Source organism: Vibrio sp. J2-3(2022), assembly GCF_021725735.1.
Classification (GTDB): domain Bacteria; phylum Pseudomonadota; class Gammaproteobacteria; order Enterobacterales; family Vibrionaceae; genus Vibrio; species Vibrio diabolicus.
On the sequence record NZ_JAKKCK010000001.1, the window covers coordinates 1,740,682 to 1,765,042 of the forward strand.

26 protein-coding genes are annotated in these 24,361 nt (G+C 45.1%); 11 read left to right on the plus strand and 15 right to left on the minus strand.

The window, feature by feature from the left end; all coding sequences use genetic code 11:
* Nucleotides 1-12 precede the first annotated feature (12 nt).
* Together L3V27_RS07530 and L3V27_RS07535 are read left to right on the plus strand one after the other, a co-directional pair.
* Nucleotides 13-804 carry a LytTR family DNA-binding domain-containing protein gene (locus tag L3V27_RS07530; protein ID WP_237311487.1) on the plus strand — a complete coding sequence of 264 codons (792 nt, stop codon included), beginning with the start codon at nt 13-15 and terminating at the stop codon, nt 802-804.
* Between the two features lie 68 nt (nt 805-872).
* Complete coding sequence (locus L3V27_RS07535) at nt 873-1,523, plus strand: DUF2268 domain-containing putative Zn-dependent protease (RefSeq protein ID WP_237311489.1); 651 nt, start codon at nt 873-875, stop codon at nt 1,521-1,523.
* Between the two features lie 117 nt (nt 1,524-1,640).
* On the opposite strand, the gene L3V27_RS07540 is transcribed toward L3V27_RS07535, so the two are convergent.
* The 4 genes from L3V27_RS07540 to L3V27_RS07555 all read right to left on the minus strand — a co-directional run bounded on the left by L3V27_RS07540 (nt 1,641) and on the right by L3V27_RS07555 (nt 5,308).
* Entirely contained in the window at nt 1,641-2,135 is a 495-nt protein-coding gene (locus L3V27_RS07540; protein ID WP_005448882.1) for a peptidylprolyl isomerase, read from the minus strand.
* Between the two features lie 122 nt (nt 2,136-2,257).
* Nucleotides 2,258-3,919 (minus strand): methyl-accepting chemotaxis protein, encoded by a 1,662-nt coding sequence (locus L3V27_RS07545; protein WP_005392065.1) that lies wholly within the window; start codon nt 3,917-3,919, stop codon nt 2,258-2,260.
* Between the two features lie 180 nt (nt 3,920-4,099).
* A complete protein-coding gene (locus L3V27_RS07550) occupies nt 4,100-4,486 on the minus strand; it encodes a DUF393 domain-containing protein (RefSeq protein WP_237311491.1) in 387 nt (128 codons plus the stop codon).
* A 27-nt stretch (nt 4,487-4,513) separates the two neighbouring features.
* The gene (locus tag L3V27_RS07555; RefSeq protein WP_237311492.1) at nt 4,514-5,308 is read right to left on the minus strand and encodes a DUF4344 domain-containing metallopeptidase; all 795 of its coding nucleotides are present in this window, start codon (nt 5,306-5,308) and stop codon (nt 4,514-4,516) included.
* Between the two features lie 865 nt (nt 5,309-6,173).
* Here L3V27_RS07555 and gltS (L3V27_RS07560) point away from each other — a divergent pair.
* Entirely contained in the window at nt 6,174-7,409 is a 1,236-nt protein-coding gene (gene gltS, locus L3V27_RS07560; RefSeq protein WP_006740921.1) for a sodium/glutamate symporter, read from the plus strand.
* A 101-nt stretch (nt 7,410-7,510) separates the two neighbouring features.
* Here gltS (L3V27_RS07560) and L3V27_RS07565 read toward each other — a convergent pair whose 3' ends face one another.
* Genes L3V27_RS07565 through L3V27_RS07575 form a run of 3 tightly spaced genes read right to left on the minus strand, consistent with a single transcriptional unit; the run spans nt 7,511 to nt 9,566 of the window.
* Nucleotides 7,511-8,341, minus strand: coding sequence for a hypothetical protein (locus tag L3V27_RS07565; RefSeq protein ID WP_114322669.1), 831 nt, complete (start codon nt 8,339-8,341; stop codon nt 7,511-7,513).
* Nucleotides 8,341-9,198, minus strand: coding sequence for an ABC transporter ATP-binding protein (locus L3V27_RS07570; RefSeq protein ID WP_048625518.1), 858 nt, complete (start codon nt 9,196-9,198; stop codon nt 8,341-8,343). Before L3V27_RS07570 ends, L3V27_RS07565 begins: the two co-directional genes overlap by 1 nt.
* Nucleotides 9,195-9,566, minus strand: coding sequence for a GntR family transcriptional regulator (locus L3V27_RS07575; RefSeq protein WP_005392046.1), 372 nt, complete (start codon nt 9,564-9,566; stop codon nt 9,195-9,197). The genes L3V27_RS07570 and L3V27_RS07575 overlap by 4 nt, the downstream gene beginning before the upstream one ends.
* A gap of 415 nt (nt 9,567-9,981) precedes the next feature.
* On the opposite strand from L3V27_RS07575, the gene gltS (L3V27_RS07580) reads away from it, so the two are divergent.
* Together gltS (L3V27_RS07580) and L3V27_RS07585 are read left to right on the plus strand one after the other, a co-directional pair.
* The gene (gene gltS / locus L3V27_RS07580; protein WP_006740924.1) at nt 9,982-11,208 is read left to right on the plus strand and encodes a sodium/glutamate symporter; all 1,227 of its coding nucleotides are present in this window, start codon (nt 9,982-9,984) and stop codon (nt 11,206-11,208) included.
* Between the two features lie 157 nt (nt 11,209-11,365).
* Nucleotides 11,366-12,232 (plus strand): glycerol kinase, encoded by an 867-nt coding sequence (locus tag L3V27_RS07585; protein ID WP_237311493.1) that lies wholly within the window; start codon nt 11,366-11,368, stop codon nt 12,230-12,232.
* A gap of 91 nt (nt 12,233-12,323) precedes the next feature.
* Here L3V27_RS07585 and nagB read toward each other — a convergent pair whose 3' ends face one another.
* A complete protein-coding gene (gene nagB, locus L3V27_RS07590) occupies nt 12,324-13,124 on the minus strand; it encodes a glucosamine-6-phosphate deaminase (RefSeq protein WP_006740926.1) in 801 nt (266 codons plus the stop codon).
* Nucleotides 13,125-13,498: 374 nt separating this feature from the next.
* Between nagB and L3V27_RS07595 the strand changes: the two genes are divergently transcribed.
* Complete coding sequence (locus L3V27_RS07595) at nt 13,499-13,750, plus strand: DUF3081 domain-containing protein (protein WP_005392042.1); 252 nt, start codon at nt 13,499-13,501, stop codon at nt 13,748-13,750.
* A gap of 145 nt (nt 13,751-13,895) precedes the next feature.
* On the opposite strand, the gene L3V27_RS07600 is transcribed toward L3V27_RS07595, so the two are convergent.
* Nucleotides 13,896-14,249, minus strand: coding sequence for a DUF413 domain-containing protein (locus L3V27_RS07600; protein WP_005392041.1), 354 nt, complete (start codon nt 14,247-14,249; stop codon nt 13,896-13,898).
* 148 nt (nt 14,250-14,397) lie between these two features.
* Between L3V27_RS07600 and L3V27_RS07605 the strand changes: the two genes are divergently transcribed.
* Complete coding sequence (locus L3V27_RS07605) at nt 14,398-15,291, plus strand: LysR family transcriptional regulator (protein ID WP_005374436.1); 894 nt, start codon at nt 14,398-14,400, stop codon at nt 15,289-15,291.
* 81 nt (nt 15,292-15,372) lie between these two features.
* Here L3V27_RS07605 and L3V27_RS07610 read toward each other — a convergent pair whose 3' ends face one another.
* The 3 genes from L3V27_RS07610 to L3V27_RS07620 form a co-directional block, all read right to left on the minus strand.
* Nucleotides 15,373-16,068 (minus strand): pirin family protein, encoded by a 696-nt coding sequence (locus tag L3V27_RS07610; RefSeq protein ID WP_237311494.1) that lies wholly within the window; start codon nt 16,066-16,068, stop codon nt 15,373-15,375.
* Nucleotides 16,069-16,077: 9 nt separating this feature from the next.
* A complete protein-coding gene (locus tag L3V27_RS07615; protein ID WP_074190260.1) occupies nt 16,078-16,521 on the minus strand; it encodes a DoxX family protein in 444 nt (147 codons plus the stop codon).
* 327 nt (nt 16,522-16,848) lie between these two features.
* A complete protein-coding gene (locus L3V27_RS07620; protein ID WP_237311495.1) occupies nt 16,849-17,052 on the minus strand; it encodes a hypothetical protein in 204 nt (67 codons plus the stop codon).
* A gap of 194 nt (nt 17,053-17,246) precedes the next feature.
* Here L3V27_RS07620 and L3V27_RS07625 point away from each other — a divergent pair, with 194 nt between their 5' ends.
* From L3V27_RS07625 to L3V27_RS07635, 3 genes are all read left to right on the plus strand, one after another.
* Nucleotides 17,247-18,614 carry an AlkA N-terminal domain-containing protein gene (locus L3V27_RS07625; RefSeq protein WP_237311496.1) on the plus strand — a complete coding sequence of 456 codons (1,368 nt, stop codon included), beginning with the start codon at nt 17,247-17,249 and terminating at the stop codon, nt 18,612-18,614.
* Nucleotides 18,611-19,093 (plus strand): methylated-DNA--[protein]-cysteine S-methyltransferase, encoded by a 483-nt coding sequence (locus L3V27_RS07630; protein WP_237311497.1) that lies wholly within the window; start codon nt 18,611-18,613, stop codon nt 19,091-19,093. The genes L3V27_RS07625 and L3V27_RS07630 overlap by 4 nt, the downstream gene beginning before the upstream one ends.
* A 100-nt stretch (nt 19,094-19,193) precedes the next feature.
* On the plus strand, nt 19,194-20,012 hold the full coding sequence (locus tag L3V27_RS07635; protein WP_237311498.1) for a hypothetical protein: 819 nt from the start codon (nt 19,194-19,196) through the stop codon (nt 20,010-20,012).
* A 79-nt stretch (nt 20,013-20,091) separates the two neighbouring features.
* Here L3V27_RS07635 and L3V27_RS07640 read toward each other — a convergent pair whose 3' ends face one another.
* The gene (locus L3V27_RS07640; protein ID WP_006740933.1) at nt 20,092-20,700 is read right to left on the minus strand and encodes a YitT family protein; all 609 of its coding nucleotides are present in this window, start codon (nt 20,698-20,700) and stop codon (nt 20,092-20,094) included.
* A 201-nt stretch (nt 20,701-20,901) separates the two neighbouring features.
* Here L3V27_RS07640 and L3V27_RS07645 point away from each other — a divergent pair, with 201 nt between their 5' ends.
* Entirely contained in the window at nt 20,902-21,297 is a 396-nt protein-coding gene (locus tag L3V27_RS07645; protein WP_006740934.1) for a GFA family protein, read from the plus strand.
* A gap of 35 nt (nt 21,298-21,332) precedes the next feature.
* Here the strand turns inward: L3V27_RS07645 and nhaD are convergent, their stop codons facing one another.
* Together nhaD and L3V27_RS07655 are read right to left on the minus strand one after the other, a co-directional pair.
* Nucleotides 21,333-22,763: a sodium:proton antiporter NhaD gene (gene nhaD, locus L3V27_RS07650; RefSeq protein WP_005392020.1), complete on the minus strand. Its 1,431-nt coding sequence runs from the start codon at nt 22,761-22,763 to the stop codon at nt 21,333-21,335.
* 420 nt (nt 22,764-23,183) lie between these two features.
* A complete protein-coding gene (locus L3V27_RS07655; RefSeq protein ID WP_237311499.1) occupies nt 23,184-24,209 on the minus strand; it encodes an acyltransferase family protein in 1,026 nt (341 codons plus the stop codon).
* Nucleotides 24,210-24,361: the final 152 nt, after the last annotated feature.

Below are 24,361 nucleotides of genomic sequence, written 5' to 3' on the forward strand. Positions count from 1 at the left end.
AGGAAGAAAGGAATGAATACAGGGTTTACTGCCATTATTGCTGATGATGAACCGCTATTGAGGCGTCATCTTGATAAAAGCCTAGCTGAAGTGTGGCCAGATCTAGAGGTAATAGCCAAAGTCGCGGATGGTGAACAAGCGTTGCAAGCTATTGAGCAAAACCAACCTGATATTGCGTTTCTCGATATTCGTATGCCAGTTTTGGATGGCATGACATTAGCGCAAAAACTCAATCAACTCGCCAATCCACCTTTGATTGTATTTGTTACCGCGTACGATGATTACGCCATCAAAGCCTTTGAACAAAATGCCGCCGATTATTTGCTCAAGCCTATCTCGGATGAGCGCCTCCTGACGACGTGTGAAAGAGTGAAAGCACGCCTTGCTAAGCGAACACAAGAAAGCAGTAATGTGCAGATGAGCAGCTTGCTAGAACAGTTGCAGCAATTCTCCGCGCTACAAACGCCGCAATATCTTCAGTGGATTAAAGCGACGCAAGGGGAAGATATTCATCTGATCGCCACGTCTGATGTGCTGTATTTCAAAGCGGAAGAAAAATACGTTTCTGTGTATGCCCAACAAGGACAAGGTAAAGTGCAGGAGTATTTGATTCGCACATCGTTGAAAGAGTTGATAGGGCAGCTTAACCCAGAACAGTTCTGGCAAGTGCACCGTTCAAGCCTGGTGCAAGTGTGCAAAATTAGCAAGGTAAACAAAGACTTTGCAGGCAGAATGTTTGTTCACGTTGGAGAAAACAAGCTCCCCGTGAGCCGTGCATCTCAAAGTTTGTTCAAAGGGATGTAATCGCTAGAACTGTTCACTCTTTACACTGTAAACTCGCTGCTATTAACCCACATTATCAAGGAAGATAAATGAGTTATCGCGTAACCCTCTTAAATGCGACGGGAGAGTTGTCTCCAATCTCTGAGTATTTGCATCAGAAACTTGATGATCTGAGCTCACTACTTTCTAGTTACTTTGATTTAAGTAACATCGATTTAAGTAACGTTGACCTGACCGTTAGCCCGTTTGATCGCAATGACGTACCGCAGACGGGGATTGGTGGCTATTGCTTAAGTGCCTATCGTGTAGAGATTTTGCTTGATACTCAACGTGCAGATATTAAAAACGTGATTGATAAAGAACTAGCTGCGGTGCTAGCGCATGAGTTGCATCACCTGTTCCGTATGCGAGCGGGAGAGAATGGCGTTGCGCTTGGTGATGTGCTGATTATGGAAGGGTTAGCTTGTCATTTCGAACGCAAGGTAAATGGTGGCGTCACTCCGAGCTTGTTTGAGAATATCAAAGATCAAGATTGGCGTCCTTTCTATGCTGAGATGAAAGACAAGCTGACCAGTTTAGATTACAACTTCGATGCTTACTTTCTTGGCAGTGATGAAAGCCGCTGGCCGAAGTACATGGGGTATTGGGTCGGGTACAACCTTGTCGCGGAATATCTGGCTGATTCTCAGGGCTCTGAACTGGATTTGGTTGGAGCAAAAGCCGAGCTTTTCTATCAATAACTCCGGCACAAGCTAAACTAATAGGCTGAGTCATAAAAACAGAAAGCGCTTAAGTCATAAGACGTTAGGCGCTTTTATCGTTTTGTAGCGACGATTTCTACCAAGAGGCAAATGGGCTTATTCGCTGACTGTCACTTTCTCGATAATGATTGGATCGCATGGCACATCATCATGACCAAGCTTAGAGGTCGTTTTCACTTTCGCGATGCGATTTACGACATCCATACCCGCAGTCACTTTGCCAAACACCGCGTAGCCCCAGCCCAAGTTGGTGGTTGCGGTGTGGTCTAGGAAATCGTTGTCTTCCAAGTTAATGAAGAACTGTGCCGTTGCAGAGTGCGGTGCATCGGTACGCGCCATTGCGATAGTGCCAACAAGGTTCTTTAGACCACGGTTTGCTTCGTTCGCAATCGGGGCGCGCGTTGGCTTTTCTGCCATGTCTTCGGTGTGACCGCCACCTTGGATCATAAAACCATCGATAACGCGGTGGAAAATGGTGCCGTTGTAGAAGCCATCTTCACAGTATTTTTTGAAGTTCTTTGAGCTAACTGGCGCTCGTTCTAGATTCAATTCAATTTCGATGTCACCGAAATTGGTGGTCATGATAATCATCTGGTTTTGCCCTTATGGGTGCTTAGTTGGCGGCATTATAGCTAAGTCGCTTGAGGATAGCAGAAATAAAAACAGCGACGTTAAGGCGTCGCTGTTTCTACTATTAAGTATGGTTAAGGAAGTTAAACTGTGAAGCGTCCCACCAAGTCGTAAAGTTCGTTGGCTTTGTGATTGAGGTTTTGGCTGCCCGAGCGATTTTGATTGGCAAGGTGCGCCGATTGACTACTTTGCTGAGAAATGACTTCGATGCGTTGTGAAATCTCTTGTCCAACTTGGCTTTGCTCTTCGGTCGCGGTCGCGATCAGCGTGTTCATGTCCATGATATTCGCAATCGCTGCTTGAATATCTTGCAGCGCAACCGATGCAGCACGTGCTTCTTCTACTGTCGCTTCGCCACGTGCTTGGCTAGATTCCATCGCTTTTACTGCGGCATCCGATCCTGCTTTAAGTTGATCGATCATCTTGTGAATGTCACCTGTGCTGTCCTGAGTGCGGCTTGCAAGCTTACGCACTTCATCCGCGACAACTGCGAATCCGCGTCCTTGGTCGCCCGCTCGTGCCGCTTCAATGGCGGCATTTAGCGCAAGCAAGTTGGTTTGTTCAGCAATATCTTGGATGACTTCAAGTGAGGATGAGATGTTCTGCACGTCACTCTCTAGACGTGAAATTACAGTGCTTGCTTCAGAGACCTCATTCGCTAGCGCTTCAACGGAGTTAGCGGCGGAGTCTACGATGTGTTTCGCTTGTTGTGCGTTGTCATCGGCGTTTTTAGCGGAATCGGCGGCTTGGTTTGCGTTGCCAGAGATCTCGTGAGCGGTGGCCGTCATTTCTGTCATTGCTGTCGCGACTTGTTCCGTTTCCTCACGTTGACCAGAAGCCAATTCATCCACTTGTGAGGCGCGTTGAGACATGTTGTTCGTTTCTGATACTACCTCTTGTCCGACATGGCTGACGCTCTTAATAATTCCTTGCAAGCTCTCAACGAAGATATTGAAGTTATGCGCGAGCTGCTTAAATTCTGGCACGCTAGATTCTTCCATACGCGCGGTTAAGTCGGCGTCACCTTGCGCGAAAGATTGGATTGAGCTGTCAAACTGTTCGATAGGGCGCATAATGCTACGGTTGACGAGTACGGCAAAAATAGCCACGACAACGGCAATAGAGACACAAAACATAGCAATAGCGGCTAAGGTATTGTTTAGCTCATCGTTTGCTGTGTTTTCCATCTCTGTAATGATCGCATCGATATCATCAGTATAAAAACCTGTGCCAATCATAATATCCCACTTGGGAATGAACATGGAGTAGCTGAGTTTAGGTAATGCTTCGGTTTGCCCTAACTTAGGGAAGTAGTAGGTTGTGAAGTCACCCGTTTTGGCGTTTTTCAACAGGTCTTGGATCAGGTAGTTGCCTTTTTTGTCTTGCAGGTTATAGAAGTTTTCTCCAACCCCTTTATTGTTTTTTCCGACAACAACACGCACGCCTTTTGAGTCGTACGCAAAAATATAACCTGATTGGCCGAACTCTAGCTCTTTGAGCACTGGAATGGCTTCTTGCAATGAGGCATTACGATCCAATAACGGTTTGAGTGCGGAATGAGCCATCTGCACATAGTTTTTCAGTTCCGCTTTCTTCATCGCCATCATCGTCGTGTGCGTATGATTGATTTGTTGTTGGTTGTAGGTACTGGTTTGGAGGTAGGTAAACCACATCATACCCAAAGCAATCGTTAACACGGGAATGATGGAAAGAATATAAAGTCGCTTTCTTATCGTTAGATTCATAGGTACTTCCTTACGTCTCGGCGCAGCGTTACAAACTGGTAAACTTCAATAGCTTTACCAAATAAAAGTGTTAATAATTATTTTTGTACTGATTGCAGATTAACCGAGTTGGCGGGTGAGAAGTACAGGAAGTTGGTGATCGTGGACGAGAGAGACTCACATTTTTAAGCAGGATCACAATTAGCGAGAGCATTGGCCCGAGTTGCAGCGGGAGCTACCAGTAAGCCAGTATGAGACACGATACCTATTGTTGGCAAAGCGCAGGTAAAGCCAGTCGGCAATTGGTTTGAGTAATGACCAACGTAGTGGTGCATATAGCCAACCTCGTCCGACCAACTGCCATGCTCGGTGAGTCACATCAAGACCAAGTATCAGTTCATTGTTGTCATTCAGCGCATGCAAAATCGTGTTGGCTTTTTGCGCGTCTATCTGTGGGTAATCAGAAAATTCATCGCTGTAGATATCGACGATTTTTATCGCTTGTTTTACATCTCGTTGCTTAAGTGCGTGCATTTCTTTGGCGCACAGTGGGCAAGTTCCGTCATAAAATATGGTGAGCTTTGTCATTGCGATCGTCTTATTATTTGATTTGTCTTACTGAGTTCTACGTGGCGGTTTTTCTTTTGGTTCATTATGTTGCAGGTAGTGGTTCCAATTCGCGCGTATGTTCTCGTAGTTGTATTGGCAAAAGTCTTTGCGATCTCGTAGGTAGTCTTTTTCAACTTCATCGAGAAGCGACTTGTACTGTTCCGGATCACTGCCGTACACCAAACATAAGGTAGAGAAGTAGCGTTGCAAATCAAAACTGTGCTCATCAATGTACTCACCGAAGTCGTAGTAGTCCGGTCTGTCATCGGACTCAAATGCGAACATGTCGGCGGCGCTAATGGCCATCTCTGCGCCATCTTCTAGGAAGTCAATCATTAAGATCGTGGCAAAATTATCGACGGCATCTTCTTCTTTTCCGAGAACAGGGATGTTTTGATCTTCGATGTAAGCATGCCCGGCTTCATGCAGCAAGGTGTGTAATAACGTATCTAACGCCCCTGTTTTTGGGGATTTTCCAAGGCGTTCTTCATACTGGTTATTGGAGAAGTAATTGAGTGATTCCAAATAAAAAGTGTAAGGAATGTGTATCGTGTGCGTATCGGGATCGTACATTGGGCTATCTTCTCCGCCGTAAATCAGTGTGAGTGGTTTGCGAAATGGAAAGTGGATCTGAGATAGCTCAAGAAAAATTGGGTTTACATCGCTGTTTTGGATAGATTGCAGGGCGATGTTTTCATGGGTTGTTTCCACGGGAGAATATTCAATACGGATATTTTCCGCTGCAGTGGCAGATGAGATGGCACAGAGTAATAGCACAGGGAAAAGCGAATGAATTTTCATGTAGGGCTCTTGTTATTTGAATAACTTACATAAAAATTATACATGTTTTTGTGTGATTCATAACTGGGATTGTTTTTATCACCCAGAATCGGGTAGTTAGCCTCGAAAGACTACCATGACAACACCGTACATTTTGGTTGCTGGGCCCTCCAAAAAGCCTATCAAAACACGTTTTATTCAGGAGACGATAGATAAGTGATTGGCTTTTAAGGTTTATTTTTTGGTGAGGCTAAGCTGAATTGGCTTTGTTCTTTTGTCTGTAAAAATGCTATTCAGCAGTTAATCATTATGGAATGAAACCATGGGATTGGTGAATGTCACTGAATTGAAGAAAATTATCAGCAATATGTTATAATCCGGCTCCGTTGTGACGAAAACGTTTGTTGCAGCTTGAGAGTTTCCTTGGATTCGGCTCGTTTACACACCATGAGCCAGAGTTGAAAAACTACGACAGGAACAAGCAAACCCAATTGTTTTGAACGCGATCTCGGCGTTTAGAGGTTACAACGGGAAGGAACTTTGTTTGATAGTAATTGACACATTCTGTTTAAGTAAGGGAGCCCAACGTGGTTCAGAAAGTGTCACCCAGAATTTACTCACAACACTATACCCCAAGCAGTCACGCACAGGTATTGCGAGGGGGCATTTGAAGGAGCTATATCGGCTCCTTTCACATTTAAGGGCTTGCTAACAGCGGAAAACTGACACATCGCTAAAGGAGCGTCCCTTAAACTAGCCTAAGGCGCATCTACACCAACTTTTGAGTATTTTCGAAACAGTAAAGCGAGAACATTTGCTATTGAATGAAGGTTAAATTAACACTCGATCATTACGGAGGATGAAGAGAACAATAATAAGAGGCGATATGAATCATTTAATATCTGTAGGTGCACTGGAGTCCTTCTTGGTCGCAATCAGTGTGCTTTTCCTGGGGCATTTTATTAATGCTAAGCTACCGATTTTAAAGAAGTTCAACATACCTGAGCCGATTGTAGGTGGCCTTATTGTGGCCTGCATGATTACTGCTCTTCATTTCAACGGCATCGACTTGGAGTTCGATTTGCCGTTACAAAATACGTTTATGTTAATGTTTTTTGCGACGGTTGGTTTGGCCGCAAATTACACTCAGTTGATGAAAGGAGGTGCGAAGGTTTTTATCTTCTTAGCTGTCGCATCGTTTTACATCATCATACAAAACGGCGTTGGCGTTTCACTCGCGGCGGCGCTCGGTTTAGATCCTTTGATGGGGTTAATTGCTGGCTCGATTACTCTGTCTGGTGGCCATGGTACAGGTGCTGCGTGGTCACAAACCTTCCAAGACGTGTATGGATTGGATAACGTTTTGGAAATTGCGATGGCATCAGCCACTTTTGGTTTGATCATCGGCGGTATCATTGGTAGCCCAGTGGCACAGCGCCTCGTAGAAAAAAACAGCATTGAATCGGAGTATGGTCGTGGTGGTCGGGATGCCAAAACTCACGAAAAATTCCCTGAGTTGGTGACCTACAACGAATACGAAGAAGATAAAGTAACGGCGAAAAAAGTGGTGGAGAAACTCTTCTTCCTACTGATCTGTGTTACGGGGGCTAAGTATGTTGAGCAATGGGTTAGCACGTATGAAATCTCATGGTTGATGATTCCAGACTTTGTATATGCGCTGTTCATTGGTGTGATCATCACGAACTTCTTAGAGGTGACCAAGCTTCGTAAGTTAGACGCAGAAACCGTCGATATGCTCGGTACCGTTTCTTTGTCATTGTTCTTGGCGATGGCATTAATGAGCTTGAAGTTATGGAATATCTTTGACTTAGCGATTCCATTCTTGGTCATTTTGGCTGTGCAGTCTGTGGTCTTAGCTATCTTCACTTACTACGTTACGTTCAAAGTGATGGGACGCAACTATGACGCTGCGGTTATTGCGGGTGGTCACTGTGGTTTTGGCTTGGGGGCAACCCCAACAGCCGTGATGAACATGGGCTCTATCGTTAACCGATTTGGCCCGTCGCCGCAGGCATTTATGGTGGTGCCAATTGTGGGGGCTTTCTTTATCGACATCGTTAACTTAATCATTTTACAAGGTTACATTTCATTCCTTGGTTAAATTTAAGTTCATGATCTCCTGAGGTCGAAATAAAAACGGTCACAACACAGGTTGTGACCGTTTTTTTATGGCTCGATTTTGGCCGTTTATCGAACGACGGATTATTGAATGGTTCGGCTGAACTTGAGACTAGCTGTCCAACCAAGAACGCCGACGAAAGCGTAAATGCCAACGTTTAACCAACCCGCTTGAGGAATTGCATTAAATGGGCTTGGTGCAACAATGGCGTGCAGTGGAAGGTAAAGCACTTCGGAGAAGAACTGATCTAGGCCGTAATAGCCAAATAGTGCGATTGGCATCCAGCGCAGCGCATAAATGGCGATAAACAAAATGACCAGTGGTGAGTTCACTTTCTGAGAAATAGCCATTGCGGTTAATGCCAGCGGTAACAGTAGAATACCGGCGAACAACATTCTGATTAAAAACTCTCCCCAATGCAGCAGCACGTAACCTAACGAGGCTTGGCGGTACAACAAAGCCAATTGGTGATCAGTAGAGATGTTCAGCAACCACAACATCAAATCTGCTGCGAGCACAAGCGCCGAGCAAACGAGCGGAATCACCAATAAACCAAACCCTAGCTTCACTAAGTGAGTTTTTATATCGCTGACCGGCATACTACGCCAAAACATAATACTGCCCTCTGCGCGCTCTTTGCGCAGTGTTCTCGGGAAGTATTGAACGGCTAACAAGATAGACAGCAGTCCCGCCCCGCCGGTGATCAACATGTTTACATCGTCACCAAGCTCTTTGTGAATGTCACTGACATCGCCACCAAAGCTCATTTGGAAAAACATATTGTGTTGTAGAGTGTCGTTACTCATTAAACTGACAAAGAGAATAAGTCCACACGCCAACACAAACAGTGGAATACGTAAAACAAGAGGGTTTTCTAACCACTCTTTTTGCAACATCGCGACAACTGAACGCATTACGCTGCCTCCTTCTGCAATGCTAAAAATAGATCCGCTAACTTCACCCCATGGATGGCCCCCATTGTTTCTGCTTGTTGGGCATACTGGGCAGTGAGTAACCATTTCGTTGAACCGAGCCCTTTTTGTGACGACAGTGGGTTCATCGCTTCAATTTGTGTGCGGTATTCGTCGCTGGCCTCAAGGATGAAGTAGTCTTCACTGATACTGTCCATCGAGGTTTGTAGTACAGGGCGGCCATGCTTGAGAATCAGCACATCAGTCAGTAAGTGCTCAATCTCTGATACTTCATGACTGGCGATGATCAACACGCGTTCGCCGTCGTGAAACCATTCCAACAAGTGACGATAAAACGTATCACGATAAACGAGATCTAACCCGAGTGTCGGTTCATCCAATATGAGGATTTGGGTGTTAGTCGCGATTACAATCGCGAGGTGCAATTGCACCTTCATCCCTTTGGATAAAGATTTGATGCGCGCACGAGGTTTGATGTCCGTTTGACGAAGCAGCGTATCTGCTTGAGCGCGATTGAACCCTGGATGCACGCCTTCGGTATAGTTAAGCAGTTGAGCGACAGTCATCCAATCTGGCAGAACGTTCACATCCGAGATATAGGATAAGCTCCGCATTATTTTGTCGCGTTGCATAATGGGTTCAAATCCGTTGATACGAACAGTGCCTTGATATTCATGTGCGCCGAGTAGGGCATTAATAAGCGTTGATTTACCTGCGCCATTATGGCCGAGTAAGCCAAGTACTTGTCCTGCATGTAGGTCGAAACTCACTTCATGCAGTGCTTCTCCTTGTTGCTGATATTGCTTGGAGACGTTGTTTACACTGACTAATGCGCTCATTGGTCACCTTTCAAGTGTGGTTTTAGTTGTTGAATGAATTCGTCGAGTGACATATCCAGACGCTGTATTGTGTCGGCTATCTGCGGAATTTGTTGTTGAAGAAAACGTGCCTTCTCGTCTGCGAGCAATTTTAGTTTTGCCCCTGAAGCGACAAACATACCTTGACCGCGCTTTTTCTCCACTAACCCCTCATCAACAAGCAATTGATAGCCTTTCATGACGGTGAGGTGGTTAATTTTCATATCCGCAGAGATGCTACGAACGGAGGGCAGAGCATCGCCTTCTTGCCAGATACCTTGCAGTATTTGTTGAGTGATCTGGTCAGCCAACTGTCGAAAAATCGGTTGGCGATCATGCCAATTGGTCATGAGTGAATCTCTTGGCTGAAATGGTGTTATATATAGGTATAACACCTAGTGTGCCGGAGAGAAAGTAATAATTTAAAATTAAGTGTATGTTCCAGCCTTCGCTTTCCCTAAATATCTACCTATGTGATAGCTATTTTGAAGACTTTATTGTGAACATAAATTAGACACTTCTCATAAGTTGAGAAGTGTTATTTTTCTAATCCAATCAAGGTATTTACCACCAGCTTGGTATTGGTATTCTCATATAATGATAATCAGTGGGATTTTGGGTGCATCCATTTCTTACTTGATGAGAATTTGTGGCAAATACACCCTAGAAAACAAAAGGTTCGAGAGGCAATCTGATTGACTTAGGCACCTATCTCACGTTGAGCGCTTGCTCAATGAATGAGAAAGAGGAGAGTAAAGAGGTCTCATGAATCAGGTAATATCTATCGGCCCACAAGAGTCGTTTCTCGTCGCAATTTGCGTGTTATTTTTAGGGCAGTTCATTAACACCAAATTACCAACCTTAAAGAAATTCAATATCCCAGAGCCAATTGTTGGTGGTCTAGTCGTGGCTTGCGTGATCACGACGATGCACTTAAATGGTGTGGATGTATCATTTGATTTGCCACTGCAAAACACCTTTATGCTGATGTTTTTTGCGACGGTTGGCTTAGCCGCGAATTACACCCAACTTATTAAAGGCGGTGCGAAGGTTTTCATCTTCCTTGTTGTGGCATCGGTCTACATTCTTATCCAAAATGCGGTCGGCGTATCCTTAGCTACCGCATTGGGGTTAGATCCACTCATGGGGTTGATCGCCGGCTCTATTACGCTTTCTGGCGGACATGGAACTGGTGCGGCGTGGTCGCAAACTTTTCAAGAAATGTATGGTTTGCACAATGTCCTAGAAGTGGCGATGGCTTCTGCTACGTTTGGCTTGGTCATGGGCGGGATTATTGGCAGCCCTGTCGCGCAAAAGTTACTCAACAAGCACAACTTAGAATCGGAATACGGACGCACCAACCAAAGCCATCAGAGTTTCCCTGAATTGGTGACCTATAACGAACATGAAGAAGATCGTGTCACGGCGAAAAGAGTTGTAGAAAGCTTATCCATTATTTTGCTTTGCGTGACAGGCGCGAGCTATCTGGAGAGTTGGGTGAGCAGTTTTGGCATCAAGTGGTTGATGATCCCAGATTTTGTTTATGCGCTGTTTATTGGTGTTGTCATCACCAATATCATGGAAGTGACCAAGGTGCGCAAGGTTGATTTAGAAACCGTTGATATTCTTGGTACGGTTTCGCTATCGCTGTTCCTTGCCATGGCTCTGATGAGCTTGAAATTGTGGAATATCTTTGATCTTGCGATCCCATTCCTTATTATTCTTGCTATTCAGTCTGCCGTACTCGCGGTGTTCACTTATTACGTAACATTCCGCATGATGGGCAGTAATTACGATGCCGCGGTGATCGCCAGTGGACATTGTGGTTTCGGTTTAGGTGCCACACCGACTGCGGTCATGAATATGGGCTCTATCGTGAGTCGTTATGGTCCATCACCACAAGCATTTATGGTAGTACCAATTGTCGGTGCATTCTTCATCGACATTGTGAACTTAGTGATTTTGCAAGGCTGTATTGCTTTTATTAAATAGCCCCCGCTTCTTTCAACTTAACATAACAAAGCCAGTCCCTTGAGATTGGCTTTGTTATTTGTAAAACGAAATCTTGTTTCTCTGACTTCAAGCCGTGAAATCAATACGTTACTATGATGACATAGTGTTCAGTTTTACAGCAGCATGAGGTACCCACATGTCTGAAAAAATATCGACGTCGGCATTAGCGAAAATGCGTAAGGTTGAAGCCAAGCTGTTGTTTGCCGATCTCAAACGTGCTGGCTACATTGTTCGCCAAGACGAAAAATGGATTCTGACGGAAGAAGGCGCCAAGTTTGGCGGCGAGTATGTGGATCACCCTAAATTTGGCCAGTTCATCGTCTGGCCGACCAATTTACATATTGAGCTGACTTCCAGCTCAGGGAAAACATTAAGCGCCACGCAGCTGGGTGAAAAGCTGAAACTGAATGCGAAGCGCATGAACCAACTGTTGAGTGAGTTGGGGTGGATCGCCAAATCTGAAGAAGGTTGGAGTGTCACTGAAGCTGGTATACGCGCTGGTGGCCAGCAAAGAACCGATAAAGAGACACAAAATACCTTTGTCGTATGGCACGATGTGGTGCTGCGTAATAAGCGTCTTAAGCAGTCTGTCATTGAATTTTTAGGGCAAGATGCGAAGTCACACTCCACGGATAAATCGTACTCAAGCTTTCGCCAAAAGTTTGAAGCCAAACACCGAACATTAGATGGGCATTACGTGCGCTCTAAGGGGGAGTTGCTCATCGACAACTGGCTGTACTTGGCTGGTGTGGTGCACGCTTATGAGCGTCAACTGCCGATTGACCAAGATGTCACCAGTGATTTTTATTTGCCAGGCGGTAAAGTCTATTTACAGTTTTGGGGAAGTGATACTGGGGAGATGGCTGAGGCTGACCGTGAGACCATTCGTACTGTTTATGAGCAGCATCATTTCAACCTTATCGAAGTCAAACCGAGTGAACTAGACAAGTTAGATGAAGTGCTGCCTAAGCGTCTTCGTCAGTTTGGTATTAAAGCTTATTAACGACTTAAGCCCGCTGTTCAGATAAGAAAAAACCCGTGATCAATCACGGGTTTCGTATTTTTAGCGTGCATCTAGGCTGTCATCCTATGGATTAAAAACCTTTGATGTTTTCCGCTTCTAGCTCCGAGAAGTACTTCACAGTCTTCACTTTCAGTTCTTGTTGAGCTGGCTCGTCACATACGATCACTGCTTTAGGGTGAAGTTGAAGTGCAGAAACCGTCCATAGGTGGTTTACACAACCTTCTACTGCTGCTTCAAGTGCTTGAGCTTTGTTATGACCTGTTACCAGAATCATCACTTCTTCTGCGTCTAGCAGTGTACCCACACCGATAGTCAGTGCGTATTTAGGCACTTGGTTGATATCGCCGTCAAAAAAGCGAGAGTTCGCAATGCGAGTGTCTTCAGTCAGTGTCTTGATACGAGTACGAGAAGACAGAGATGACGCTGGCTCGTTGAACGCGATGTGACCGTCGTTACCCACGCCGCCCATGAACAGGTTGATCTTGCCGTAAGACTTAATTTTGTCTTCGTAACGCTTACATTCTGCGTCGTGATCGTCAGTGTTACCGTTCAGTAGGTTGATGTTTTCTTCTTGGATATCAATGTGATTAAAGAAGTTGTTGTACATGAACGAGCGGTAAGACTCTGGGTGATCTGCAGGGATGCCAATGTACTCATCCATGTTGAAAGTCACGACGTTTTTGAAGCTCACTTCGCCGGCTTGGTAAAGCTCGATTAGGGCTTTGTAGGTTGCTAGAGGAGTGCCACCAGTTGGTAGACCCAGAACGAATGGACGCTCAGCAGTAGGTTTAAAGTCGTTGATACGCTTAGCGATATGCGCAGCTGCCCACTTACCTACTTGTGCTGCTCGAGTTAACGGGATAAGTCTCATTTTGTGCCCCTAGTTATTGGAATTTACGATGTACCGAAACATTAATTCGCATTATAAAATAAGTAATGACGAACTGCTATTGTTTTAGGTCAAAATTTTGCTTTTTCTTTAACCAGTGTTGATTTTATCGACTGTTTTTATATCTAAATGCTTTTATAAGCCGATTTTTTACAAAGAAATTGCATTATGAAACTGACGAATTGATAGATAAAATTTATGATCTAAATTAAGTTCTGTCTTCGCACTTAACCTTGTTTTTTAACAACCTACAGAGTGTGAAATCGCACACGAACTTCAAATATTATGGGATGGACATGGCACGACGCTCATTCCTTAACCATAATTGAAATGTGTAAACCAGTGAGGAATTCGGTATGAAAAATGAGTTAGATCCGAGCAAAGTACTACAGGCTTACGAATGTGTGATGAACAACGGTACACCAACCGAATTTGGCAAAATGTATGAAGGTGTAGAAGCGTTTTCCGATTACGACGGGTACAACGTTTTCTTACGAGGGAATGGTGTTGAGCTAAAGGTTGGCTTCCACAATACCTATCAATTGGAGTACGACCAAGAGCACTTGAAAGAGAGCTTTTTGAAAAAGATCGCGATGCTTGCAAAGTAGACTGGCAGCACTAAATACTAAAAAAGCCCTTGGGAGAACGCGCCCTTGGGCTTTAGGAGAAGAAATGAGCTTGCTCAGTCAAACCAAGCGAGCTTTCGCCTACTACCTACTGCTAGAAAAAGGCGAGCATTAGTTTATTTGGTTATTAATCGTCTTCGACCAAACTCTCTTCAATGTAATCTTCTGTCGCGTCAGGCTTATTACGACCATTTAGCGTGTGGAAGCGCTTGCGACCACGAGCAAGTTGGGTGTACTTTAGCCACGTACGCTCAAGTTTTGTTTTTGCTTTGCCTGGGTTTTCTAGCACCTTGATGAAGTGTTTCTCTTCGCTATTTTCAGGTGTTAATTCGCCTGACTCTAAGCCAAGCATAGTATCCCCATAAATTGTTAGGATTTCCTCTTCCGAGAGAGTAAAATCGCCAGACTTTGCAAAGCCGCGTGGGAATTTTACGTTGTCGTAAAAACGTTTTTTGCCATGACGGAATTCAGTGTCAGACATGTCAACAGCCTCTGTAACCGTTATTGATGAATGTAGTGAACTACGGCGAAAATTAGGCGTAAAGCTAACAAAAGAAAAACAAAACTTTTTTGTCGTCATGATTTTAATTAGTTGTTAATCTGGTTTTATATTAACCAGGAGATGGTTTATGGATGTAAAAGTCTTTCGAACATTTTTAGAGCTGGCAAGGGTTCGTCACTTCGGACGCGCCGCTGAGAATCTTTATATTACCCAAGCTGCAGTGAGCGCACGTATCAAACAATTGGAAAGTTACTTCGATACGCAATTGTTTATTCGTGATCGAAATAACATAAAGTTGACCTCTGCAGGTGAGCGCTTAATCAGTTATGCAGAGGTGATGGTCACCACATTGCAACAAGCGAAGCTAGAGTTATCGCTTGAAGATGGCAAAGCGCTGCAATTAACGTTAGGCGGTACGCCAAATATTTGGGACGCCTACTTGCAGAACTGTTTAAGTGTCGTCACAGATTCATTTGGTGGTTATGGTTTTATGGCAGAAGTGATGGGGCGGGAAATGCTCAGTCGAAGCTTGCTAGAGCGCACGTTAGATATGGCATTTGCGTTCGACCAAATCAAAGCTGATGAGCTTAACTGCAAAAAAGTGGCTGATGTTGTTCTCGTTCTGGTATCGACTGAGAAAGACTCTTTAGACACCGTTTTTGAAAACAAATACGTGTATGTGGATTGGGGAACGCGCTTCTCATCAGAACATTCTGAACGTCACCCTAAGATCCCGGCTCCGTATCTGCGCACGTCAACAGCGCGTATAGCATTGGACTTTATTTTAGAGAAGGGCGGTGCCGCTTACTTACCCATCTCTCTGGTAGAGCCATTTATCGCCAACGGGCAGCTTCACAAGGTGTCTGGCGTAGAAGATTGGTGTCGCCCTATCTATTTGAGCTATCGTAAAGCTAGCTCGTCGGTAGACGCGATTAAGCAAGTGGAAGAAATTGTTAAAGAGATCGATCCATTAACGGCTTACAGTTTTCAGCAAATTGGTTCCGGCACTTCCGACGAATAGCGTTGAGTGAAAAGTCAGAGAAATTAAAAAGCCGCCTTGGAAAATCCAGGCGGCTTTCTTTTTATCTCGATGAATCGATAGTTATGGCAAGTCAAATAGCAGGGCGGTTGTGCTCTCGTTTGATGTATTGCGTAAAACAACCTTACTTTGCTGTTCGACCTTCGCGCCGTCGCCCGCCGTCAAGGTGGTATTGTCGATGCTAAGGCTTCCCGTTACTTGGTGAACGAATAAGTTTCTACCCGATTCTATCTCAAAGTTAAGTTCGCTATTTGGTTCAAGAATTAACTGATGTAATGTGGCATCTTGCTTAATAAGTAGCGTACCGTTTTCTCCTGTTGGAGTCGCGATAGTTGTTAATCCAGGCGTGCGACCAAAGTCTTTTTGCTGATAACCTGGTTTGGTTCCAAATGTATTTGGCTGAATCCAAATTTGTAGAAAGTGCAGCGTGTCGCGGTTCGACGCATTGTACTCACTGTGGTAAATCCCTTTCCCTGCCGACATGAGTTGGAATTCCCCAGCAGGTAATGTTTTCACGTTACCTTCGCTGTCTTTGTGTGCGATAACACCTTCCAGCACATAGCTGATGATCTCCATATCACGATGGCCATGTGTATCAAAACCTGCGCCAGGTTGGACTACATCGTCATTGATGACTCTCAATTCAGAAAAGCCCATATGTTGTGGATCGTAATAGCTACCGAAAGAAAACGTATGTTTGCTATCAAGCCAACCAAAGTTTGCTCGACCTCGGTCTGCTGCAAGTCTTACCGTAATCATAAGACCTCCCTAAGAGAGCTTTTTGTTCAAGAAGTTATCTAGCGCGACCTTACCTGCGCCAGAAAACGCCAGTGAAACACTTGCTGCCAGTAAAGCTAAGCCAAACTCGTAACCGTTGTTTGCCATGAACAAACCGTTTTCAAAGTGGACGGAGAATATCGCTACCACCATCGTGAACGCTAAAGCAACGGCTGCTGGGCGAGTTAGCAGGCCAAGCAAGATGAACAAGCCGCCAAAGAACTCTGCGCTGCCAGCAAGGAATGCCATTAGCACGCCAGGACCTAAACCGATGGATGCCATCCACTGACCTGTACCTTCTAACCCATAGCCACCAAACCAACCAAACAGTTTTTGTGCGCCGTGCGCCATAAAGATAATGCCGATTGGAATGCGAAGTGATAGTGCGCTGTAACCTGCGTTTGAAGTGGTGATTTTCTGTAATAGTGCTTTCATGATTCTGTCCTCTGACTCTTTTCAATGAGTGGGAAGCGTGTGCTCCCGTGCTGTTGAGAACAGTTTAGGTGGCGGTGAGAATAAAAATAACGGGAGTATTTTGATAAACTCGTTCTAAAAAATTGAATAATGGATTTTTGTTATTTTTAATCAGTTGCTTGAGTGTTTTTTATGAGTTTTTTATGCCAGTTTTGTCGTGTTTTAAATCAGGTTCCATCATTATTTTCGATAAACATTTTTGCTGTTAAACAAAAAAAAAGAGCACAGGTTGCTGTGCTCTATTGCTTTCGCTATTAACAAGGGAGAAAGGTGTGTTAAAGAAAACCGTCAGAGGTTCATTAAGCTCTCTAGTGACTCCTCTACATTGTTGTAGTGATAGGTTCGAATACTACGCCCATCCGTGGCATTAATTTGAATTTCTGAGATCTCGTTATCTGAGTCTCGTTCGATAATTCCAATTGAATGATCTACGGATTTACTGGTAATAACCTTTTGGTTTCTTAGTACAATTACGCAAGTGTGTAAGTCCATGCCAATTCCCTTTAGCCGACGTTGTTGTGATGTTCTGAATCTAACTTTAGTGTACAAAAGCGCTAATGCCAATAAATCTCAATATTGAGTTCCGAAAATGGCTAATTGTAGACGCTTAAGCAAGCTACAATAACATTATATTGAACGATGCCTATGAACAATAAATGACAAAAGGCATGAGCAAGGAAAGCACTATGTTTATTCACCCCCATACTTCACTGACTTTCGAGCAGTGTCATAAGGCGCGAGTCGCGCGAGACAGCCGCTTTGATGGGCGATTTTATGTGGCTGTGAAAACAACGGGGATCTTTTGTCGCCCAATTTGTCCGGCTAATTTACCTAAAGAAGAAAATGTAGAGTACTTCACCGATAAAGCGCAAGCTCTCCAAGCGGGGTACCGTCCTTGTTTGCGTTGTCGACCTGATAGCGCGCCGGGTTCTTGGGCATGGAAAGGCGTAGAAACGACCTTTCAACGAGCGATTTCGTTAATTGATCGAGGGGAACTGCATCACCACTCGGTGTCTGAGCTAGCAGAGCGTGTTGGGATTTCGGATCGCTACTTACGTATGTTGTTTGAGCAGTATCTAGGCATGTCACCCAAGCAGTATGCGCAATATCAACAATTAATGTTCGCCAAACAGTTACTTCATTCCAGTTCTATGTCGGTCACGGAAGTAGGCTTCGCCGCCGGTTTTAATAGTACACGCCGCTTTAACGATGCTTTCCAAAAGTTTCTCAAACTGACGCCTTCTCAAGTCCGTCGCAAAGAGTTTGACGGTATGGGTAGCAATCGAATTGCCTTGCCTTATCGAGGTGAATTGAATTGGCAGCACATGTTGGACTTCTACCGTTTACGAGCGATTGAGGGGGTTGAGCTGGTGAGTAATGAGAGTTATCAGCGCAACGTTTGTCTGGATACCAGTAAAGCGTGGTTTAAAGCAACCAAAGGTGAAGGGTACCTAGAGCTAGCGTTTGAAATTGAAGACGTAACGAAGCTGCAAAACTTGGTGTCTGACATTCGTCGTATGTTCGATCTTGACGCCGATATTTGTACTGTTGAGCAGCATTTGGATTATGTTGCACCGGGGCTTGTGTCGAGTAAAGGTATTCGGATTCCTGGTGTATGGAATGCATGGGAGGCTGGAGTTCGAGCGATTTTAGGCCAACAAGTGTCGGTCAAAGCGGCGATTGGTCAACTTAACTTATTGGTGGCCACACTTAGTGGAGAGTCAGAAAAACGCTTTTTCCCGACACCAGATGCGATAGCGAATACCGACGTGAGCTTTTTGCGCATGCCGCAAAGCCGTAAAGAGACGCTAGTGCGCTTCGCCCAGTTCATGCAGGACAACTCAGAAGCCGACCCTCAGCAGTGGCTAGTCTTGAAAGGCATTGGACCTTGGACAGTCAGTTATGCTCAACTACGAGGGCAATCTCAACCCGATTGCTTTTTAGATAAAGATTTAGTGGTGAAAAAGGCGATGCAGCGTTACCCATCACTGAATACGCACACTGCGGCCCCTTGGGGAAGCTACGCGACGTTTCACTTATGGAATCAATCATGAAAATATTTTATACCGAAATGCCGAGCCCATTAGGAACGGTGACCATCCAATCTAACGCTGAGGGCTTGCTTGGCATTTGGTTTGAAACATGCACCACTAAGCCGAGTGAACTGGGAGCGCGAGACGCTCAACACCCAGTTTTGCGCCAAGCTGTTACCCAGTTGAATGAATATTTTTCTGGCCTACGTAATGAATTTGAGCTGCCTTTGGCGGCTACAGGCACGGATTTTCAAAATCAAGTTTGGCAGGCACTAACGACCATTCCATACGGCGAAACGTGGAGCTATCAAGATCTCGCCAACGCGATTGGCAACCCTAAAGCTGTGCGCGCTGTTGGGTTGGCAAACGGAAAAAATCCTATTTCTATCGTGGTGCCTTGTCATCGCGTTATTGGCAAAAGCGGTAAATTGACAGGGTATGCTGGTGGAGTAGAGCGCAAGCAACGTTTACTTGCGTTGGAGCAAGGTACACCACTTTAAGTGAGGCGATTCTCATATAGTGATTAAGCGTGCTGCACAGGGGAAACGATAGTGTAGAGTTTCATATTCGTTATACGAATAGAAAAAGGATAATAAGGACATGCCTTTCAAAACGGATTTTGATGCATTCATGAGTGAGTGTTGGCAGCATCACGAAGCACAGCCCGAACAAACTTATGCTCAATTGGAAACGGCTCTGAGTGAGGTGGAAAACGTTAGCCACATCGAGCGAATATTCGCATTGATGCTGCACACCGCGATTGGGCACCTCGAGCGTCCAGAACCGTTTCTTGCTTGTTTAGAGCGCTTTGATGAACGCAAGGTTGCCGAGAGTTCGGCATTGCAACGCAGTATTGCCGTTGCGCGCTACTTCGTAGATGGCACTGACAATATGGAATTATTGGAAGAGCAAGAACAACGACGAGTTTACGCTTTGATTTCGAATGAACTTTCTGCGCTTGCTCAGCTTGAACTGGCGAGCCAATGGCTGGCGAAAGCCGCGCTAGGTATGACACCACAAGATGCTGAAGGGCTGCTAGCACGCTCTATCGCAATCACAGCAAACAACTTGGCGTGTCAGTATGAAGCGCTGGCTGAGCGCACGGATGTGGAAAAATCGAGGATGCTAGAAGCGGCCAAGCTCGCGTTGGATTACTGGAAAGTGGCGGGTGGTTGGATGCAAGAAGAACGTGCAGAGTATCGCTTAGCGATGAGTTTACTCAAAGCGGGTGAAGCCGGACAAGCCAAGCAGCATGCCGAGCGCTGCGAAGCCATTTGTCAGCAAAATGGTGGTGACGCGTTTGAGCTGTTCCACGCGCATGATTTGCTGATGCAAGTACACTTCCATCTTAGCCAGAAATATAAAGCTCAAGTGGATGTGGGGATGCAGCAATACTGCACAACGAGTTCGTTGACATGATCTCAACGTTGAACAAAAAAGCCCCGAGCGAATGGCTCGGGGCTCATATTTTGTAAGTTCACTCATTACACGATGTTGCTTATGCTATTTGCGCTTTTGCCTGGTATCGTCCTGGTTTATGGTTCATCGCCAAAATCAAGTTTGTCGCCACGGCACCTAGGACGGATAGAGCGATAAGGTGCACATCCACAATGAACAGCGACATCACTACGATGGCACAATCGAGCGCCATCTGAACTTTACCTGCTCGAATCCCAAAACGTTCCTGAAGGTACAACGCTAAAATGTTAAAACCGCCTAAACTCATCTTGTGACGGAAAATCACCAACATACCTATTCCAATTAACCCACCACCTAGAAGTGCTGCATAGAAAGGTTCGATTCGTGAAATTTCAATCACATGGTGCAGATGATCGACCGCAAAAGAAACAATCGAGACCGCAATGAAAGTATTAATGGTGAAGCGCCATCCCATGCGCATTACAGACAAAATATAAAAAGGGAGGTTGAGAGCGAAAAATATCTGACCAAAGCTGAAGTCACTCACTTTGGTAAGGAAGATCGCCAAACCAGCCGTACCTCCGGTGAGCAATCCTACTTTGCTGAAAAATATTACCCCAAGCGACACTAACGCACTGCCGAGCGTCAGAGCCAAGAGGTTCTCTCTTAGGCTATGATCTTTATCCATAAAATTTTTTCCTTGGTTTAAAAACCGCGCCGGAGACAACACGTCCATCCAACGAGATAAACAGTTGCCAAAATAGCAACTAACAAATCGGCCAATAAAATGTCGCGAAAAGTGATGAATGTCGAGTTTTTGGACAAGATTGTGCTGATGCTAGCCTGTTTAACATAATGTACACAGGTAGAAAAACAACAAGGAAAAGTTATGATTAAGAAAGTCGGCACTACCCAAATCAACGCATTACATCGACTGAGTTGTCACTGCGGAAAAGTTGAGCTGGAACTTGCATTACCTAATGGTATTGAGAAGCCGAGACGATGTGATTGCTCCATGTGTCGACGTCGCGGCGCGATTGTGGCATCTGTGCCTCTGAATGGTATTCGTATCGTGCAAGGCGAAGACGTTTTGAAGCTGTATCAATTTAACACTCGCACAGCGAAGCACTTTTTCTGTGGCGAATGCGGTATCTATACGCACCATCAGCGTCGCTCTGACCCGAGTGAATACGGCTACAATGTCGGCTGTTTAGAGGGCGTCAACCCATATGAATTGGGAACTATCGAAGTGATGGATGGCGTTAACCACCCATCAGACCGTTAGGCCGCATAGCAAGTGAAGAACGTGAGTTGCGGTGCTTAGGTAAATAAACCGCTATTCATCCACAAATGCACTGCAATACTGGCGGCATAACCCAAGGCGATGACGGGAGCCCACTTTAGGTGGCCAAAGAAGGTGTATTGTCCACGCGCGGCTCCCATTAATGCGACACCTGCCGCAGAGCCAATTGAAAGCAAGCTGCCCCCCACACCCGCAGTCAATGTGACAAGTAACCAGTTCCCCATCGACATGCTTGGTTCCATGGTCAGTACAGCAAACATAACCGGAATGTTATCGACGATGGCAGATAGAACACCAACCATCACGTTGGCCCAGACAGGGTTCCATTGGTTGTACATGACGTTTGAAACCAGTTCGAGATAGCCAAGTAAGCTCAAACCGCCGACACACATCACTACGCCGTAGAAGAACAGCAAGGTATCCCATTCTGCGCGAGATACACGGTGGAACACGTCAAACGGAACGACTGAACCTAAGCGTTTTAATGCGTGATCGTCGCCATTGGCAATTGCCATGGCCGCTTTTTTTGCCAAAGAATGTTTGAGTGTTTGGCGTAAGAAATAACCGAAAAATTGTAGGTAAGCCAAGCCCATCATCATGCCCATAACGGGTGGGAAGTGCAGTAAAGCGTGGAAAGAGACTGCGGTGGCAATCGTCAGAATGAATAGTGCGACAATACGTCTCGCGCCGCGTTTCAGTTCTACGTGTTGGTGAATCGTATTCGGTTTGGTGTTTGGAACAAAGAGTGACATCAAAAACGCAGGAACCAAATAGTTCACCAGTGACGGGACGAATAACGGGATGAATTCAGCAAAGCTGACATGCCCGGCTTGCCACACCATCAGGGTCGTAATGTCACCAAATGGGCTGAATGCACCGCCAGCGTTGGCAGCGATAACAATGTTGATACAGGCAAGATTCACGAATCTAGGATTATCACCAGAGACTTTCATCACCACAGCGCACATCAAGAGGGCTGTGGTTAAGTTATCGGCAATCGGTGAAATAATAAAGGCGAGAAACCCCGTCAGCCAAAACAGCTTTTTGAAGCCAAAGCCTTTGCCGACCATCCACGCCTGTAAGGCATCGAAGAGTTTGCGCTCTTCCATAGCATTGATGTAAGTCATCGCTACTAATAAAAACAGCAGCAGTTCAGCGTATTCCAACAAGTTGTGTTCTAATGCGGATTTGGCTATTTCTGGCTGGTTGTGTTGAGCAAAGGTGTAGCCAATCAGAATCCAAATTAACCCTGCAGCGAGCAGCACAGGCTTGGATTTTCTCATTTTCAGATACTCTTCCAACATAACCAGTATGTAAGCAATCGAAAAGATAATCAGAGCCGCGTAACCGACACCAGAATTAACAAGGTTCAGTTCATTGGTGGGGGCAGCAAAGGTGGCGCTAGAGAATAACAAACAGCAGAAAGCCACAATTGGATAGATTGGCATAGACATTTCTCCTTTGTCTGGTAGGAGAAATATTAGCCACAAATTAATGAGTTAGTTGTGAGAGAGCTCGAATTAACAGTAGGAGTTAGGAAATGATAGTGTGCGTCACTATTTTCTGAGTGACGCAATGCTTGCTGCGCCAAATAAAACCACAGCGGCATACAAACCGTAAGTTAACCAATGGCTAATCTCTAAAAAAGGAACGAGTCCTTGACCTGCCCACATACAGCCTCCGTTTAATGAGCAATGTTGTAATAGTCGAGCCAATTTAAAGGAAATGAACAATGTTTTTTGTGAGTGACGGCAAATTCTGAAGGATTAGAAAGTCAAAAATTGGTCAGTGAGAGAGAAATCTCATTTTTAACTGGCTAGCTCTAACCCTTTTGAGCTAGAGCTAGCTATATCGAGCGCTGAATGGATTTAGCGCAGCAGCCATTTTCTCAACGGCGAAGCCTCAATTGCTTTCACAAGTATTATGGTTGCGACAATCGTTGCAGGATAAATAAATGCGTCTTTCGCGAGGTGTTGCAACCCGATAAATCCAGCGACATTCATCATTATAATTATCACAAGCAGATGGCTAACATAAATGCCTAACACGCTAGGAGATAGTTTGAATACCCAAGGCATATCGCCAAAATGTGGGTGGACTAACAGCCACATGAAGACACCCAGGGCCCAGATAACAGTACCAAACAGGAAGTCGTGAGAATTAAAAGCGACCTCGTGTTGCATTAGCCAATAAGCTTCACCAAAATGCAGCGCCATACCAAGAAGAATGCATCGAATCGTATTGTTTCGCGACCATCGCCATTGTTCTTCTCGTGCTAGATAACCCAGTGTTACCAGCAAAGTACTGAAAAACGGCCCATTACGAGTAAAGAAAGGCGCTGGCAGATCGGTAATGGTCGAATAACTGCCAGCAAACACGCCGTATATGTATAGCAATACGGCGGTTGGCAGTACCAATTGAGCCATGTTGATATGCACGAGGAAGGCAATTAAGGCAACGGCAATGACCAGAGCTGGAATAAACCACAGGTGAACGAGCCCGCCTTCGACGAGTGAATTGAACGGGGTCGACATTAAGTAGCTCCAGTAGCCCTGCCTTTCGGCGAGATACCCCGCCTCAGCGACAGTTTGCCACTGGAATGGCATCAATAAACTGATCACGCTCCAAATGAGCCAAACCTTCATCAGTGGTTTGGCGTAGTTTTTTAGTGTTTCGATAGGTGCGCGGCTTAACTTGGGCTGGATAAGATAACCAGAAATGAGAAAAAACAGTGGCACAGCAAAACGAGCCAATTGGTTGAGCATATAACCAACCCACGGTATTCCATCCCATTGCCAGTATGTCAGGGCCATCTGGCAGTGCAATCCTATAATTGCAAACATCGCAATAATACGCGCAAACTCTAAGCTGGCTATTTTTTGTTTCTTTGCCATTACATTACTTACCTAAATAAAAAAAACTTAGGTGAAAGTAGCAGGTTGTGGATGAATTAATGCATGAAAAAGTCAACAGACTCGCGCTTACACTGAAGCTGTGTTTAAATTTAAGACTTACTTCAAACTTCTTAATTATTAACCCATTAACC